This window comes from uncultured Methanobrevibacter sp., assembly GCF_902801725.1.
Classification (GTDB): Archaea; Methanobacteriota; Methanobacteria; order Methanobacteriales; family Methanobacteriaceae; genus Methanocatella.
This window is the reverse complement of the sequence record NZ_CADCJB010000013.1, coordinates 12,575-26,529: the sequence shown is the minus strand read 5'-3', so window position 1 is coordinate 26,529 and position 13,955 is coordinate 12,575. Positions and strand designations below refer to the sequence as shown.

The window sequence follows — 13,955 nt, the reverse complement described above, 5'->3', positions numbered from 1 at the left end:
AATACTTATAAATTTAAATCTTTAAGTATTTTATCTCTTTCTTCACGAAGCTCATTTAAAATTTTTTCATCAGTGCATCCGTCTCTTTTTAACTGTTCAATTGTTCTAGTAATCGCTTCTAAATTTTCTTCTAATTGATTAATTGCCATAGTATATATTATCAACATTAAAGTATTTAAAGTTGAAACATCAAAATATGAATAGAATTATTATAACCAAGGATTTGAAAAAATGAGTTTTGATAAAGATAATGTAAATAAACTTTTTGCCCAATTTAAAGACAAATATGTAACTGTAGATTTAAGAGGCGACTATCAAAGTGAAGGAAAAGTAATTGCTATCGATAACTATTTAAACCTTGTTCTTGAAAATGAAAATGGTCTTGAAACCATTAAAGGCGGAAATATCATTTTTATTAGTTTAAAAGAAGATTGAAATCTTAGATATCTACTTCTATTCCTAAGATTTCTTTTTTACCATTGAAAACATCCATCGCTATTTGTGCAGCACCAATTGCACCGGATTCTTTTGAAATAACTTTTAAAGGATACTTATTTTTGAAATAGCTGTTGATTTCATCTTCAAAGTTAAACGGTTCAGTTGCACTTCCAACGGACCCTGTCAAAACAATACCTTCAATTTCATTGTTACAGACCACATCCAAACCGGCAATTTCCATAGCAACGGTCATTATTAATGTGTCAATAGCCAATTTGGCATTTTCATCACCGTTCCTATAGTTTTCCAATAGCTGATCTTTCATGTTAGCTACTTTACCGTCGATTCCGGCAATTTTAATAGCTCCGGCATTTGAAAAACAATCATTAGCGGACGCATTGTTTTCATCAATGTCTCTTATCATTTCCAGATCAATAGGTCCATGTACAATACCCATTGCGCCCAAGCATGCATCCATTGCCCCTTTGATTTTGCCGTCTTCAATCAGTATATCTACACTGTTTGAAGATATATCAGCAACTATAAAATCGCTCCAGCCGGTTTCCTTAATAGCATTATATGAAATGCTTACCTTTTCCGGACTTGCCTGATGAGAATAGGCAGCTCTAAATAATTCATCAAGAGAAGTAGAATCCTTATGGAGACCAGGAATCATTATAGAAGGAATATTTAACTCCTGCAATTCAGAAAATACTGATGTTCCTCCACCAGTCACCTTGCCGGCACCATTAATTGATAATATTCCCCTATCCTTAACTTGGTCAGCTGGCAAAATCTTACTTATACCGTCACCCATTGCATAGGTAATGGCCATCAATTTTACAGAATCCAAATCAACACGCTTGGTCAGCTCCTGTGAAGCTGAAACCAAGCCTTTCTTACTTTCCTCTCTTCCGATTTTGAAAATATCAATAACATCCCCTTCATCAGACATTATGCAAAAAGAGATTCCAGTAGTTCCATGGTCCATACCAATAAACACCATGTTTACCACACTTAAAATAAATAAAAAAAATAGTAAAAGGATTAAAAAGACTTAATCGTCTTTTTGTAATCCACAAGCTTTTCTTAATCTTTCACCAACAATTTCGATATCTTTTTGACTTTCAGCAGCTCTCATTTCTTTTAAGTTAGCGCCGTCAGTAGCGTTTTCTTCAGCCCATTGTTTTTTGAAAGTTCCATCTTGGATTTCTTTTAAAACAGTTTTCATACCGTCTTTTGCTTCTTGAGTAATAATTCTATTACCTCTGGTTAATCCACCATATTCAGCAGTGTTACTTACATCGTGCCACATTCCGGCAAAACCTTTTTCATAGATTAAATCTACAATAAGTTTTACTTCGTGACAGGTTTCAAAGTAAGCGATTTCAGGTTGATATCCTGCTTCTACCAAAGTAGTGAAACCTGCATTAATTAATTCAGTGATTCCTCCACATAAAACAGTTTGTTCACCAAACAAGTCAGTTTCTGTTTCTTCTTGGAAAGTAGTTTCTAAAACACCAGCTTTGGTTAATCCACAAGCTTTTGCCATGCCTAATGCAAGTTGCATTGCATCACCAGTAGCGTCTTGTTGAACTGCTACTAAACCAGGAATACCGAATCCTTCTTCGTAAGTTCTTCTTACCATGGATCCAGGTCCTTTTGGTGCAAACATTACAATGTTTACATCTTCATCAGGTTTGATTAAACCGAAGTGGATGTTGTAACCATGAGAGAATGAAATGGTGTTGCCAGATTCAACATATGGTGCAATTTGTTCATTGTAGACTTTTTCTTGGATTTCGTCAGGAAGCAAAATGTGAATAATGTCAGCTTCTTTAGCTGCATCTTCGATAGTTTTTACTGTCATACCGTCTTCTTTGACTAAGTTCCAGGAACTACCATTTTCTCTTACACCAACAATAACATTAGCTCCACTGTCAGCCATGTTTCTAGATTGTGCTCTTCCTTGAGAACCATATCCAATTACTGCAATGGTTTTTCCTTCAAGAGCATCTGTATTTACATCTGCATCGTAATACATTTTCATTTTAAATCATCTCGTTAAATAATTTAATTAAAATCTAGATATTAAACAAAATATCATTTAATAAATATGATTTTCAATATTTATAAAAGTAACCTAAAATTAGGTATAGAAATAATCTCTAATTACAGAAAAAAATAAAAAAATAGATGGGAATCAGTAACCATCTACTAAAACTTTCAGTTCACCTGTAACAATATCGATTATGAGACCGTGAACAGGTACATCAGGTATCAATGGATGGTTTTTGATTTTTTCACAAACGTTTTTAACGTTTTCTTCTTCGTCATCGAATCCGCCAATCCATTCAGCCAAATCATATTTTGCAATGTCTTCCTCTTTGATACCTCGAGCAAGCATTTTTTCTTTTAAAGCTTCAGCATCTGCGCCAGCCATACCACATTCAGTGTGACCTACAACCATGACTTCTTCAGCACCGAGGTTGTATAAAGCTGCACCAATAGATCTGATTGCATCTTCACCTACAATGGAGTTTCCGGCATTTCTAACGATTTTTGCATCCCCTCTTTTAAGACCGAGTGCAGGTTCAAAAAAGTCGATTAGTCTACAGTCCATACAGGTTAAGATAGCTAATTTTTTAGCTGCATGGTGAGACATTTCTTCGCCTTCAAAGTTTTCTACAAATTCCTTGTTGTCTTTTAATACGTTTTCTAATATAGTCATTTTATACTCCCCTTGACATAGCTGTAAGGCCAGTACGGGCTATTCTTTTAATTCCATAATTTTCTACTAAAGATATGAATGCATTAATCTTTTCCTTATCTCCAGTAAGCTCAACCATTAATGTCTGCTCTGAAACATCCAAAATATGGGCTCTGAAAATATTTGTATACTGCATTATTTCTGCTCTTGCTTTCGCATTAGGAACAGAGACTTTAACAAGACACAATTCCCTTTTAACAGCAGTTTGAGTAATATCTTTAATCTTGATAACATCAATTAATTTATTTAATTGTTTTGTAACCTGTTCAAGTCCTTTTTCATCTGCATGAACAGTAATTACCATACGGGATTGACCTTCCACTTCTGATTTTCCAACGGTTATGCTGTCTATGTTGAATCCTCTTCTATTAAACATTCCAGCTACTTTTTGTAAAACACCCGGTTTATCTTCAACCAATGTAGAAATAACGTGATATTCCAAGGTCATTTAAATCACATCCTTTTCAAGTTTGTACTCGCCAATCATCTCATTGATTCCGGCTCCGGGAGGAAGCATCGGCAGCGCCTCTTCAGAATCAATAACAACATTTAATAAAACCGGTTCGTTATCCTTAATTGCATTTGATAACGCCTCTTTTGTTTCACCAGGTTTTGTAATTCTAACTCCATTGACGCCGAAACTTTCCGCTAATTTAACAAAGTCCGGACTATTGCCCAATAAGGTTTGAGAGTGTCTTTCATCATATAATAAGCTTTGCCATTGATATACCATTCCCAAGGTCCTGTTTTCCAATACGACAGCAATGACAGGTATGTCATATTCATGGACAGTTGCCAGCTCCTGGCAAACCATTAAAAATCCGCCGTCACCATTAATGGATACAACAGGATCATCAGGACAGGCCACTTTTGCACCAATAGCTGACGGGAATCCAAATCCCATAGTCCCAAGACCTCCGGATGAAATGAATTTGCGCGGTTTTTGAGTATTATAGAAATGTGCCGCCCACATTTGATTTTGACCTACATCTGTTGTTAAAATAGATTCAGGTGTTAAGACCTCAGAAATTTCTTTTATAACTGTTTGAGGTTTTAAAGGTACATCATCATAAGTAACTCTTGGAAGCAATTCCTGCTTTTTCTCTCGAATCATATTTGCCCATGATTTAACATCATTTGACACTTCATAATCTTTTAAAAGCTTATTTAATGATGACAATACATTTCTTGCATCCCCTACAATCGGCAAATCAACATCCACATTCTTGCCTATTTCAGCAGGGTCTATATCAATATGAATGACTTTAGTATCCGGTGCGAAACTGTCCAGCCTTCCGGTAGTCCTATCTGAAAATCTTATACCGACTGCTATCAGCAAATCGGACTCGTTAATGTAATCATTTGAAACCTTTCTTCCATGCATACCGAGCATACCTAACGCCAAATCATCAGTCTCATCAATAGCTCCCTTACCTAATAGTGAAGTCATGACTGGAGCTTCAATAGTATCTGCAAGTTTTTTCAGCTCACAGCAAGCATTGGATATGATAACACCAGCACCAGCTATAATCATAGGTCTTTTGGATTGCTTTATCAAATCGCGAGCCTTTTTGATTTGTCTAATATTGCCTTTAGTATTTGGATTGTAGCCCGGAGTGCTAATTAATGAATCATCGAATTTTGTAAGCTCCCCTTCCTGAACTTCTTTGGGAACATCAATCAAAATAGGGCCAGGCCTTCCACTTGAAGCAATTTCAAAAGAGGATTTAATCATTGAAGGTATCAAATCCGGATCTTTTGGCTGATAGCTATGCTTGGTAATAGGCATTGTTATTCCTATAATATCTGCTTCCTGAAATGCATCATTACCAATTAAATGAGTAGGAACCTGACCGGTAATAGCCACAATTGGAGAAGAATCCATGTATGCAGTCGCAATTCCAGTGACTAGATTGGTTGCTCCAGGACCTGAAGTTGCCAAACACACACCAACTTTACCAGAAGCTCTTGCATATCCGTCTGCTGCATGAGCCGCGCATTGTTCATGTCTAACTAATATATGGTCCATGTCTGAATCATATAACATATCATAGAATGGTATGGTCTGTCCACCAGGATAACCAAATATTGTTTTAACCCCCATATTTTTAAGGGATTCAATTATCGCTTCTCCGCCTCTCATTGTAATAACCTTTTTATATATTATACAATAACTTATGTATACAAGAATATATATAATTATCTTAAAAGAATTATAAAAGAGATAAAAATGAATTATAAAAACTTAATATGCCATAGAAAACCTGAAAGAAGCTTTTTTATCAAAGGGCACCAGTTTCCAGTTTGTGCCAGATGTACCGGGTTTTATACTGGTTTGGCTGTTTTTTTAATATACAATCAATTTTATGAAATTGACTACAGCATCAACATGCTAATAATTTCAATGCTTCTTTTAATCCCTACAACAATTGACGGATTTACGCAATTTCTTGAATTTAGAGAAAGCAACAATACATTGCGATTTACAACTGGTCTTATTGGTGGAATTGGTTTAATAATATTCTTAAAAATAATAATAAAGTGGTTTTTAGAGATAATGACATCTCTTTAAATTGTTCTGATTTCTCAGCATCAATCGTCCTTTAAAAAATGATATAAAACGGCATTTTGAGCATGCATTCTGTTTTCTGCCTGATCAAAAACAACAGATTGGGACCCGTCAATAACATCAGCACTGACTTCCTGACCTCTAACTGCTGGCAGACAATGCATGAAAATAGCTTCATCATTAGCCAAATTCATTAATTCGCAAGTGACCTGATAAGGAGATAAATCAAGTTTTCTCTGCAATTCTTCGCTTTCATCGCCCATACTTACCCAAACATCAGTATAGACAACATCAACATTATCCAAAGCAACTTTTAAATCACTGCTTACAGTAACCTCAGTGTTCCTTTCATCGGCATACTCTTTTGCAATGCTTAAAATATGCTCATCAGGTTCATATCCTTTAGGACATGCTACAGATATGTCCATGCCTAAAAGCGGAGCAATCAATAAAAGGGAATTACATACGTTATTTCCGTCACCGACAAAACATATCTTTTTATTTTCAAGAGTGCCGAAATGTTCCTTAATTGTTAAAACATCGGCCAATGCCTGACAAGGGTGTTCAATATTGGTTAATCCGCTGATTACAGGAACATCAGAATAATGGGCTAGTTCAAGAACATCATGATGTTCAATTGCTCTTATCATTATTCCATCAACAAATCGGCTTAAAACTTTTGCAGTATCTGAAATCGGCTCTCCCCTTCCCATCTGCAAATCATTAGAAGATAAAAAGATTGCTCTTCCACCTAACTGATACATTCCAACATCAAAAGAAATTCTGGTTCTTGTTGATGACTTTTGGAAAATCATAGCTAATGTCTTGCCTTCAAGAGGTTTGTCTTCCACTTCCCCTGCTTTAATTTTAATAGCCAAATCCAAAATATGGTGAACATCATCCTTTATGTCACATATTGATACCAAATTACCCATATAATCCCCTAAAATAATCTTAACAAAAATAAATATATCTTATTAATATATATTAAATGTTTCTATGAGTTCATTTTAAAATTAATATCCCTCAATGTAGAAATTACCGGAACCAACAGGAACAGATACATGAAATCCGCTGATAAATTGTAATCCAGAAGATTTACAATTACAGTAAGAGCCATGATTAATATAAAGGTATTTAAAACATATCTCTTTTCATTTTTTGAAGGATGATTCTCTAAAAATCCTCTATTATATGCATAGACATACATGATTAAAAAGGAGAGGTTTGTAAAAAATATATTTAATCCGAATATCACTTCTGCCAAGAAAAACCTTGAATAAGCACCTATCATAGATGTTGTAAATGGGATAGTGGATATGCAAGCCAAAAAAAATATATTCATCCACAAATATGGAATATTCAATGAATTAATCTTTATAAATTCATGATGATAAATCCAAAAAGAGCTGACTAGAACAAAACTAATAATAGTTAAACCGAAAGTATGGGCAATTGACTGTAAAAAAGTTACAAAATCTCCTTCAGTTACTAATTGAGATGCAGGCAAAGCCAAACCGAATATCAAAAGAGTCATTACCATACCAAAAATGCCATCAGTCAACCCCTGCAATCTACTAGGGTCAATATCAATATTGCTTTCAAAAGATTGTTTAAAATTATGAAAGAAGTCATTTTTTATATTGTCAACTTTTTTTCCAACTATAGGATGATCAGAGTATTTTTCATTAAAATGAGTTCTAAAATTTCTTATTTTTTCAACGTCCTCATCATCCAACTCTTCCACTATCTCTGAAAGCTCTGAACTAAAATAATTTCTTAAAGTTACATAGTCCCTATATTGTTCAAACTCATCATCTTCGATAATATCACCAAATCCCAAAAAAAATGAGTAAAAAGAAATTTAGTTTAAAATTTCTTTCATGTGTTCAACACGTTTATTAACAAGTTCTGGAGTACCTACATCTCGTCTGTGGTAAACATTACCTTTAACAAATTCGCATGCTTTTTCAGCTACTTTTTCAGCTTCATCTATGCTTTCACCGCTGGCCACAATTCCCAATGCCCTTGAACCGGACAGGTGGATTCCATCGTCTTCAAGAGAAACAGCAGCATAGAATACTTTGGCACCCATCTGCTCAATAGCTTTTTCATCAACTTCAATTAATTCTCCAGCATATTCGGTTTCAGGATATCCGTCCGGCACAATGTATTTGCACACACTGGCCTTGTCTTCAAATTCTACTTTATCCAAGTTACCGTCAACAACAGCCTGACAAACATCAGCCAATGGAGTTTTTAAAAGTGGCAATACATTCATAGCTTCAGGATCCCCGAATCTTGCATTGTATTCAATGAGTTTTGGTCCGTCAGCAGTCAACATGAACTGACCGTATAGGATACCTTTGTAAGGTTCTGCTTCCTCAGCAATAGCTTTTAGAGTAGCTTTCATAATTTCAACTGCAGCATCATAGTCTTCCTGACTTAAGAACGGCAACAGACCTCCAACATCAGAGTATGATCCCATACCCCCAGTTATTGCACCGACATCTCCTTCAAATGCATGAGGATGGTCCTGCGCTGCAGGCATTGGTGCAAGATGTTCACCATCACAGAATGCCTGAATGGTAAATTCCTCACCGATTAATCTTTCTTCAATAATTACTTGAGCGAATCCACCCATTGCATTGTCAATAACTTCACAGGAATATTCTTTTGCCTCTTCATTGTCTTTAAGGTGGTCGCCAACAATTTTAACTCCTTTACCGCCTGTCAGACCGACAGGTTTTACTACAACATCACGGTCAAATTCATCCAGGAATTCGGAAACATCCTCAGAATTATCGAATACCTTGTAAACGAGTGATCCTTCGATTTCATAATCTTCAAAGAGTTTTCTCATGAATGATTTGTCAGTTTCAATCCTAGCTGCACTTTGAGTTGGTCCAACGCATTTGATTCCATTCTTTTGAAGCTCATCCACAATTCCTTTTCCGAGTGGAGCTTCAGGACCAATGAATGCAATATCAATATCATTTTCAACTGCATATTCAGCTACTTTTTCAACTTCACCTTCATCACCTTGTTTGAATTCGGCAATTTTACTCATTCCAGGGTTTATTTTACTCATATAACAGTATAATTCTACATCATCTTTTAGGGCATCAGCAATAGCATGTTCACGAGCACCAGTTCCAACAACTAAAACCTTCATAATATAGTCTCCTATTGTTTTAAGGTATGTAATTAAGAATATTTAAAATGTTTCAATATTTAACAAAATTATTATTTTTTTAAAAATTTGAGAAAATTTCAGAAAAACACACAAATTAAAAAAAAATATAAATATGAGTATCAAAATACATTTTGTCAAAGGTGATATAATGAATAAGAATATAATTATTGCTATCTTAGTTGTTATCATCATCGCTATTGTAGGAGTTTCTTTGTTTGCACACCCGCAACAACAAGCTACAACAGCAGATGGTAAAGTAAATACTCAAATTAAATTCATAAGTAACGCAAACTTAAAAAATGGGGACATAGTTCAATTTGAACTTAAAGATGCAAGTGGAAAAGCCATTGGAAATCAAGTTATAAACATTACTTTTGAGGAAAATGGAGAAAAACAAAACTTCTCAATTATTACCGACAATAACGGTAAAGGTGGCCTTTCATTAAATAATGAAAAAGCAGGCAATCACGAAGTTACCGTAACCTATGGTGGTAATAATAAATACAACGGATGCAGTGCAAAACAGACTATAACCATTGAAGAAGGAAATACCACAAATACCGAAAAAGTATCTGGAAATTCCACTGCAAGTACTGTAAAATATAATGAAAAAACTACATCATCCAGTTCTTCCAGTTCTGGTTCATCATCTGGTTCAAGCCTTTCTGAAGGATCAGGACCTAACTTATACTACGATGAAGAATTAAATGTTTGGTATGACGACGACGGTATAATCAGAGGCGGACAATCTGACGGTATGCACATTCTGGATCTCATCAATAACCAACCTGTTGTTACTGAAAATGGTTTAGAATAAACCATTTCTTTTTCTTTTTTTATTTTAACTTAATATTTTAACATCACATTTAAATAGGCATACTTGCATATACAAGTATATAATTGCATATGCAAGAGTGAGGCTAATTATGGAAAAAAACGAAAATATTGAAATGATAACAGGAGACCCTAAAAAGGCAATAAACAAATTATCCCTGCCGATTATTGCAAGTATGTTTTTAATTTTTGCAAACAGTATTATCGACAGTATTTGGGTAGCTGGACTTGGTGCGGGACCTCTTGCTGCATTAGGATACACCACACCCCTGTTCATGATTATAGTCGGATTTGGAAACGGACTCGGAGCCGGTGGTAACTCGGTGATTTCAAGATTTATTGGGGCAGAGGACAAATCCTCGGCAAATAATGCTGCAATACACAATCTTATCCTAAGCGTAATCGTGTCAATAGTCATTGCAATCATATTTGTTATTACAATGGAGCCGATGCTCAAACTTATGGGTGCAAGTAGCGTAATAAACTATGCAATGGACTATGGATTCATCATATTTTCATGTACATTTGCTCTTTTAATGCCTCCAATTGTAGGGGGAGCATTTAGAGCTGAAGGAGATATCAAACGTGCTACTATTCCAATAGCTGTTGCCGCAGTAATCAATATGATTTTAGATCCGATATTAATCTACACATTAGGAATGGGAATTAAAGGTGCTGCAATAGCAACAGTATTAGGACCCCTTATAAGTCTATTCCTCATGCTATACTGGATTTTTGTCAAAAAAGACACATACCTATCATACAACTTTAAAGACTTCCATAATGACTTTAAAATGTACAAAGATATTCTGGTTGTAGGCATACCTGCAAGTTTGGAACAGCTGGTACTGTCCGTTTTAACAATATTTGTCAATTACATGCTTACAATTGTTTCCGGACCTACATCAGTAGCTGTTTATACAGCAGGATGGAGAATAGTAAATATTGGAATGCTTCCAGCAATAGGAATCGGAACTGCAGCGATATCAGTTGCCGGAGTTGCATATGGTGCAAGAAAATATGAAAACTTAAGAGTGACAGCAAGATATGCCGTCAAGGTGGCATTAATTGCATCAGTAATCGTGTGCATTATATTATACGTATTTGCCAACCAAATAGCGATTATCTTCTCATATTCACAAAGCAGTGCAGATTTAGCTCCATTGATTGCAAGTTTCCTGCAGATAATGTGCTTTTTTATTCTATATGTTCCATTTGGAGCAAGTGCAGGTAATGTATTCCAGGGAGTCGGAAAAGGAACAATATCATTTGTATTGACAGCATTCAGGGAATTCATTTTGGTGTTAATCTTTGCATACCTTTTAGGATTTACCTTCCACATGGGAGAGTTCGGAATATACTGCGGAATGCTTCTGGGCGGTGGAATAGGATCATTAATATGTTATGCATGCATTGAACTATACATCAACAAGTTAATCCGAGGTAGGGACAATGCCCTTTGATGAAACAATGCCGACAGCCCCATTGATATCCATACTTTACAGGGAACACGCCAAATACTTAAACGAAAAAGTGAAAAATGAGGATTTGAGTTTTGGCCTGCAGCCAATTTTAATAACAATTTACAAAAATGAAGGAATTATACAGGAACAGTTAGCCGAAATATTCCATTTAAACGAAAGTACAATAACAAGAAACCTTAAAAAACTCGAAGATAAAGGTTTCATCGAAAGAATACCTGATAAAAGAACAAAAATAATAAAAACAACCCAAAAAGGATCCGAAACCGCCCAAAAAGTTATGGATTATGATGATAAATGGGATGAAATAATTAAAAGTAATTTAAATTATGAAGAGTATACTATCTTTAAAAGTACACTGCTAAAAATATGTGAGGAGTTAATATGAACGAAACTATCGAAAATCTAAAAACAAGAAGAAGCATCAGAAAATTCAAAGATGAACAAATCTCCGATGAAGAGTTAAAAACAATCCTGGAAACCGGAACCTATGCACCAACAGGACAGGGCCTGCAATCACCTAAAATCGTTGTAATTCAAAATCCGGAAACCATTAAAGAATTTTCAGCATGGAACAGAAGCTATTTCCCGATTGATGTTCCTGAAGATATGGATCCATTTTACGGCGCAAAAACATTGCTGATTGTACTGGCCGACAGCGAACGTCCAACATATGTTGAAGACGGTTCCAGCGTATTGGCGGTTCTGGTTAATGCAGCACATGCAGTTGGCGTTGGTTCATGCTGGATTCACAGAGCACGTGAAGAATTTGCATCCGAAAAAGGAAAAGAATTACTAAAAGAATGGGGAATTCCTGAAACTTATGAGGGAATTGGTCATGTCGTGCTCGGATATCCTGATATGGACGCACCGGAACCATTGCCTAGAAAAGAAGACTACATCCAATATGTGGATTAAAAAAAGAAAATTAAAGATGAGTTAAACTACTCATCTACATTTTTTCAGGTGCAGAAACACCTAAAATATCTAAAGCATTTTTAATAGTTGTTTTGGCTCTGTCAACTAAAATGAGTCTAGTATCTTCAATTTCAGAGCCGATAACCTGTTCTGACTTATAGAACTTGTTGAATGAACTAGCCAAATCCTGTGAGTATTGTGTAATATTGTGAACTCTCTTTTTGTTGGCGCAATCTTCAACAACTTGAGGGAATTTGGCAATTTGCCTTACAAGGTCCTGTTCTATCTCATCAGGAACCCAATCATCACTGACATTTAAAGAGCTGATATCCTTACCTGATTTTTCAAGCAGTTTACATGCCCTAGCATGAGCATATTGAATTGAAGCACATCCTCTCTCAAAGCTCAATGCCTCATCCCATTTAAAGGTCAGATGCTTTTCAGGAGACAATTTTGCAATGAAGAATCTTACAGCACCGATACCAATTTCTTCAGCCATTGGGGCAATTTCTTCTTCGGACAAATCAGGATTTCTGGATTTTATTTCATCATGTGCCCTTAAGACAGCTTCATCAATCAATTCATCGACTGATACGAATTTGCCTTTTCTTGTAGACATTGAACCTTCAGGAAGTGTAATGAATTCATAAAATATTACTTCCGGAGCATCCTGCCTGAATATTTCTTCAAAAATAACCTTTATCTGTTTTGCAGCAAGTTTATGGTCTGAACCTAAAATGTCAAGGACAGTGTCTCCTAAAGTAGCCTTGTACTTATGATAAGCCAAATCACGGGTAGAGTAAAGTGAAGTGCCGTTTGACCTTCTTAAAACAAATTCCTTTTCTATGTTGAAATCTGTTAGGTCAATGTAGAGCACATCGTTTTCACGGGTAAAACCTTCCCTTTGAATGTATGAAACCAAATCATCGACTTCGCCGTTTCTTACGAATTGACCTTCCCAAACAAAGTCGTCATGGACAATATTCATTCTCAAAAGAGATTCTTTCATTCCGGAAATGCATTTGGAAACAACATCTTCGAAGACCTTGTTTAGCTCTTCGTCTTCGCCTTGCTCATATTTTTGGATTAATTCGTCAACTTTAGCATTTAAGGCTTCATCCTCTTCCACAGCCTTGTTTGCATCAAAGTATAGCTTTCCTATTTTGTGGTCAAGTTTATCGCCTTCATAGTCTTCAATCTTAAGACCGCATTCGGTTATTCCGCATACAATTATGGCGATTTGTCTTCCCATATCATTTACGTAATACTGGGTTACAACATCTCTTCCAGCCAATTTCAATAACCTTGCAAGGGAATCTCCAAAAATTGAATTTCTTATATGTCCAATATGCAATGGACCGTTAGGATTTGCAGAAGTATGTTCCAATACGATTTTTTCACCATATTCCGGAAGCTGTCCGTAATTATCATCAACCTTTTGCAGGAGAAGTTTTGAAAACTTTGAATAGTCAATGAAAAAATTGACATATGGTCCGAAATTCTGAACCTTGGTAAAAATTTCAGGAACTTCAATCTTTTCGACCAAATCCGCAGCAACTTCAGGAGGTGAAGTTCTTAATTTTTTTGTAAGCGCAAAAGCAATGGTGCTTGCCAAGTCTCCTAAATTAGGATTAGGAGGAAATTCCAATTTGAAATTTCTATCTATTTCCACATCATATTGATCTAATGCCTTATTGATGGCATCAATAGCTTGTTTTTCAATTTCAAAATACATTAACTCACCTTATA

At 35.5% G+C, this 13,955-nt stretch carries 16 protein-coding genes; 6 read left to right on the top strand and 10 right to left on the bottom strand.

The window, feature by feature from the left end; all coding sequences use genetic code 11:
- Positions 1-5: 5 nt before the first annotated feature.
- A complete protein-coding gene (locus tag QZV68_RS04045) occupies positions 6-149 on the bottom strand; it encodes a hypothetical protein (protein WP_292882442.1) in 144 nt (47 codons plus the stop codon).
- 82 nt (positions 150-231) lie between these two features.
- On the opposite strand from QZV68_RS04045, the gene QZV68_RS04040 reads away from it, so the two are divergent.
- Positions 232-435, top strand: a complete 204-nt coding sequence (locus QZV68_RS04040) for an LSM domain-containing protein (RefSeq protein WP_296878842.1) — start codon at positions 232-234, stop codon at positions 433-435.
- A gap of 4 nt (positions 436-439) precedes the next feature.
- Here QZV68_RS04040 and QZV68_RS04035 read toward each other — a convergent pair whose 3' ends face one another.
- The 5 genes from QZV68_RS04035 to QZV68_RS04015 form a co-directional block, all read right to left on the bottom strand.
- Positions 440-1,444 carry a methanogenesis marker 12 protein gene (locus tag QZV68_RS04035; protein ID WP_296878840.1) on the bottom strand — a complete coding sequence of 335 codons (1,005 nt, stop codon included), beginning with the start codon at positions 1,442-1,444 and terminating at the stop codon, positions 440-442.
- A gap of 51 nt (positions 1,445-1,495) precedes the next feature.
- Positions 1,496-2,488 (bottom strand): ketol-acid reductoisomerase, encoded by a 993-nt coding sequence (gene ilvC, locus QZV68_RS04030; protein ID WP_296878838.1) that lies wholly within the window; start codon positions 2,486-2,488, stop codon positions 1,496-1,498.
- A gap of 153 nt (positions 2,489-2,641) precedes the next feature.
- Positions 2,642-3,169: a carbonic anhydrase gene (locus QZV68_RS04025; protein ID WP_296878836.1), complete on the bottom strand. Its 528-nt coding sequence runs from the start codon at positions 3,167-3,169 to the stop codon at positions 2,642-2,644.
- Between the two features lies 1 nt (position 3,170).
- Positions 3,171-3,656: an acetolactate synthase small subunit gene (gene ilvN, locus QZV68_RS04020; RefSeq protein WP_296878834.1), complete on the bottom strand. Its 486-nt coding sequence runs from the start codon at positions 3,654-3,656 to the stop codon at positions 3,171-3,173.
- A complete protein-coding gene (locus tag QZV68_RS04015; protein WP_296878833.1) occupies positions 3,657-5,351 on the bottom strand; it encodes an acetolactate synthase large subunit in 1,695 nt (564 codons plus the stop codon).
- A gap of 87 nt (positions 5,352-5,438) precedes the next feature.
- Here QZV68_RS04015 and QZV68_RS04010 point away from each other — a divergent pair, with 87 nt between their 5' ends.
- Complete coding sequence (locus tag QZV68_RS04010) at positions 5,439-5,780, top strand: DUF2085 domain-containing protein (RefSeq protein WP_296878831.1); 342 nt, start codon at positions 5,439-5,441, stop codon at positions 5,778-5,780.
- A gap of 20 nt (positions 5,781-5,800) precedes the next feature.
- Here the strand turns inward: QZV68_RS04010 and argF are convergent, their stop codons facing one another.
- From argF to purD, 3 genes are all read right to left on the bottom strand, one after another.
- Complete coding sequence (gene argF / locus QZV68_RS04005) at positions 5,801-6,712, bottom strand: ornithine carbamoyltransferase (RefSeq protein WP_296878829.1); 912 nt, start codon at positions 6,710-6,712, stop codon at positions 5,801-5,803.
- A 62-nt stretch (positions 6,713-6,774) separates the two neighbouring features.
- Positions 6,775-7,620, bottom strand: coding sequence for a TMEM175 family protein (locus tag QZV68_RS04000; RefSeq protein ID WP_296878827.1), 846 nt, complete (start codon positions 7,618-7,620; stop codon positions 6,775-6,777).
- Positions 7,621-7,641: 21 nt separating this feature from the next.
- The gene (purD, locus tag QZV68_RS03995; protein ID WP_296878825.1) at positions 7,642-8,952 is read right to left on the bottom strand and encodes a phosphoribosylamine--glycine ligase; all 1,311 of its coding nucleotides are present in this window, start codon (positions 8,950-8,952) and stop codon (positions 7,642-7,644) included.
- A gap of 169 nt (positions 8,953-9,121) precedes the next feature.
- Between purD and QZV68_RS03990 the strand changes: the two genes are divergently transcribed.
- From QZV68_RS03990 to QZV68_RS03975, 4 genes are all read left to right on the top strand, one after another.
- A complete protein-coding gene (locus tag QZV68_RS03990) occupies positions 9,122-9,790 on the top strand; it encodes an Ig-like domain-containing protein (protein WP_296878824.1) in 669 nt (222 codons plus the stop codon).
- A gap of 109 nt (positions 9,791-9,899) precedes the next feature.
- Positions 9,900-11,270 (top strand): MATE family efflux transporter, encoded by a 1,371-nt coding sequence (locus tag QZV68_RS03985; RefSeq protein WP_296878822.1) that lies wholly within the window; start codon positions 9,900-9,902, stop codon positions 11,268-11,270.
- Positions 11,260-11,676, top strand: coding sequence for a MarR family winged helix-turn-helix transcriptional regulator (locus tag QZV68_RS03980; protein ID WP_296878820.1), 417 nt, complete (start codon positions 11,260-11,262; stop codon positions 11,674-11,676). The genes QZV68_RS03985 and QZV68_RS03980 overlap by 11 nt, the downstream gene beginning before the upstream one ends.
- Complete coding sequence (locus QZV68_RS03975; RefSeq protein WP_296878817.1) at positions 11,673-12,206, top strand: nitroreductase; 534 nt, start codon at positions 11,673-11,675, stop codon at positions 12,204-12,206. The genes QZV68_RS03980 and QZV68_RS03975 overlap by 4 nt, the downstream gene beginning before the upstream one ends.
- Positions 12,207-12,240: 34 nt before the next feature.
- On the opposite strand, the gene argS is transcribed toward QZV68_RS03975, so the two are convergent.
- Entirely contained in the window at positions 12,241-13,941 is a 1,701-nt protein-coding gene (gene argS / locus QZV68_RS03970) for an arginine--tRNA ligase (protein ID WP_296878815.1), read from the bottom strand.
- Between the last annotated feature and the right edge of the window lie 14 nt (positions 13,942-13,955).

What these genes read in the sequence shown, in the direction of transcription:
- QZV68_RS03975 (WP_296878817.1), top strand. Translation starts at nt 11,673, where the DNA reads ATGAACGAAACTATCGAAAATCTAAAAACAAGAAGAAGCATCAGAAAA.
- argF (WP_296878829.1), bottom strand. Translation starts at nt 6,712, where the DNA reads ATGGGTAATTTGGTATCAATATGTGACATAAAGGATGATGTTCACCAT.
- ilvC (WP_296878838.1), bottom strand. Translation starts at nt 2,488, where the DNA reads ATGAAAATGTATTACGATGCAGATGTAAATACAGATGCTCTTGAAGGA.
- argS (WP_296878815.1), bottom strand. Translation starts at nt 13,941, where the DNA reads ATGTATTTTGAAATTGAAAAACAAGCTATTGATGCCATCAATAAGGCA.
- QZV68_RS04040 (WP_296878842.1), top strand. Translation starts at nt 232, where the DNA reads ATGAGTTTTGATAAAGATAATGTAAATAAACTTTTTGCCCAATTTAAA.
- QZV68_RS03990 (WP_296878824.1), top strand. Translation starts at nt 9,122, where the DNA reads ATGAATAAGAATATAATTATTGCTATCTTAGTTGTTATCATCATCGCT.
- QZV68_RS04015 (WP_296878833.1), bottom strand. Translation starts at nt 5,351, where the DNA reads ATGAGAGGCGGAGAAGCGATAATTGAATCCCTTAAAAATATGGGGGTT.
- purD (WP_296878825.1), bottom strand. Translation starts at nt 8,952, where the DNA reads ATGAAGGTTTTAGTTGTTGGAACTGGTGCTCGTGAACATGCTATTGCT.
- QZV68_RS04045 (WP_292882442.1), bottom strand. Translation starts at nt 149, where the DNA reads ATGGCAATTAATCAATTAGAAGAAAATTTAGAAGCGATTACTAGAACA.
- QZV68_RS04025 (WP_296878836.1), bottom strand. Translation starts at nt 3,169, where the DNA reads ATGACTATATTAGAAAACGTATTAAAAGACAACAAGGAATTTGTAGAA.
- ilvN (WP_296878834.1), bottom strand. Translation starts at nt 3,656, where the DNA reads ATGACCTTGGAATATCACGTTATTTCTACATTGGTTGAAGATAAACCG.
- QZV68_RS04035 (WP_296878840.1), bottom strand. Translation starts at nt 1,444, where the DNA reads ATGGTGTTTATTGGTATGGACCATGGAACTACTGGAATCTCTTTTTGC.
- QZV68_RS03985 (WP_296878822.1), top strand. Translation starts at nt 9,900, where the DNA reads ATGGAAAAAAACGAAAATATTGAAATGATAACAGGAGACCCTAAAAAG.
- QZV68_RS03980 (WP_296878820.1), top strand. Translation starts at nt 11,260, where the DNA reads ATGCCCTTTGATGAAACAATGCCGACAGCCCCATTGATATCCATACTT.
- QZV68_RS04010 (WP_296878831.1), top strand. Translation starts at nt 5,439, where the DNA reads ATGAATTATAAAAACTTAATATGCCATAGAAAACCTGAAAGAAGCTTT.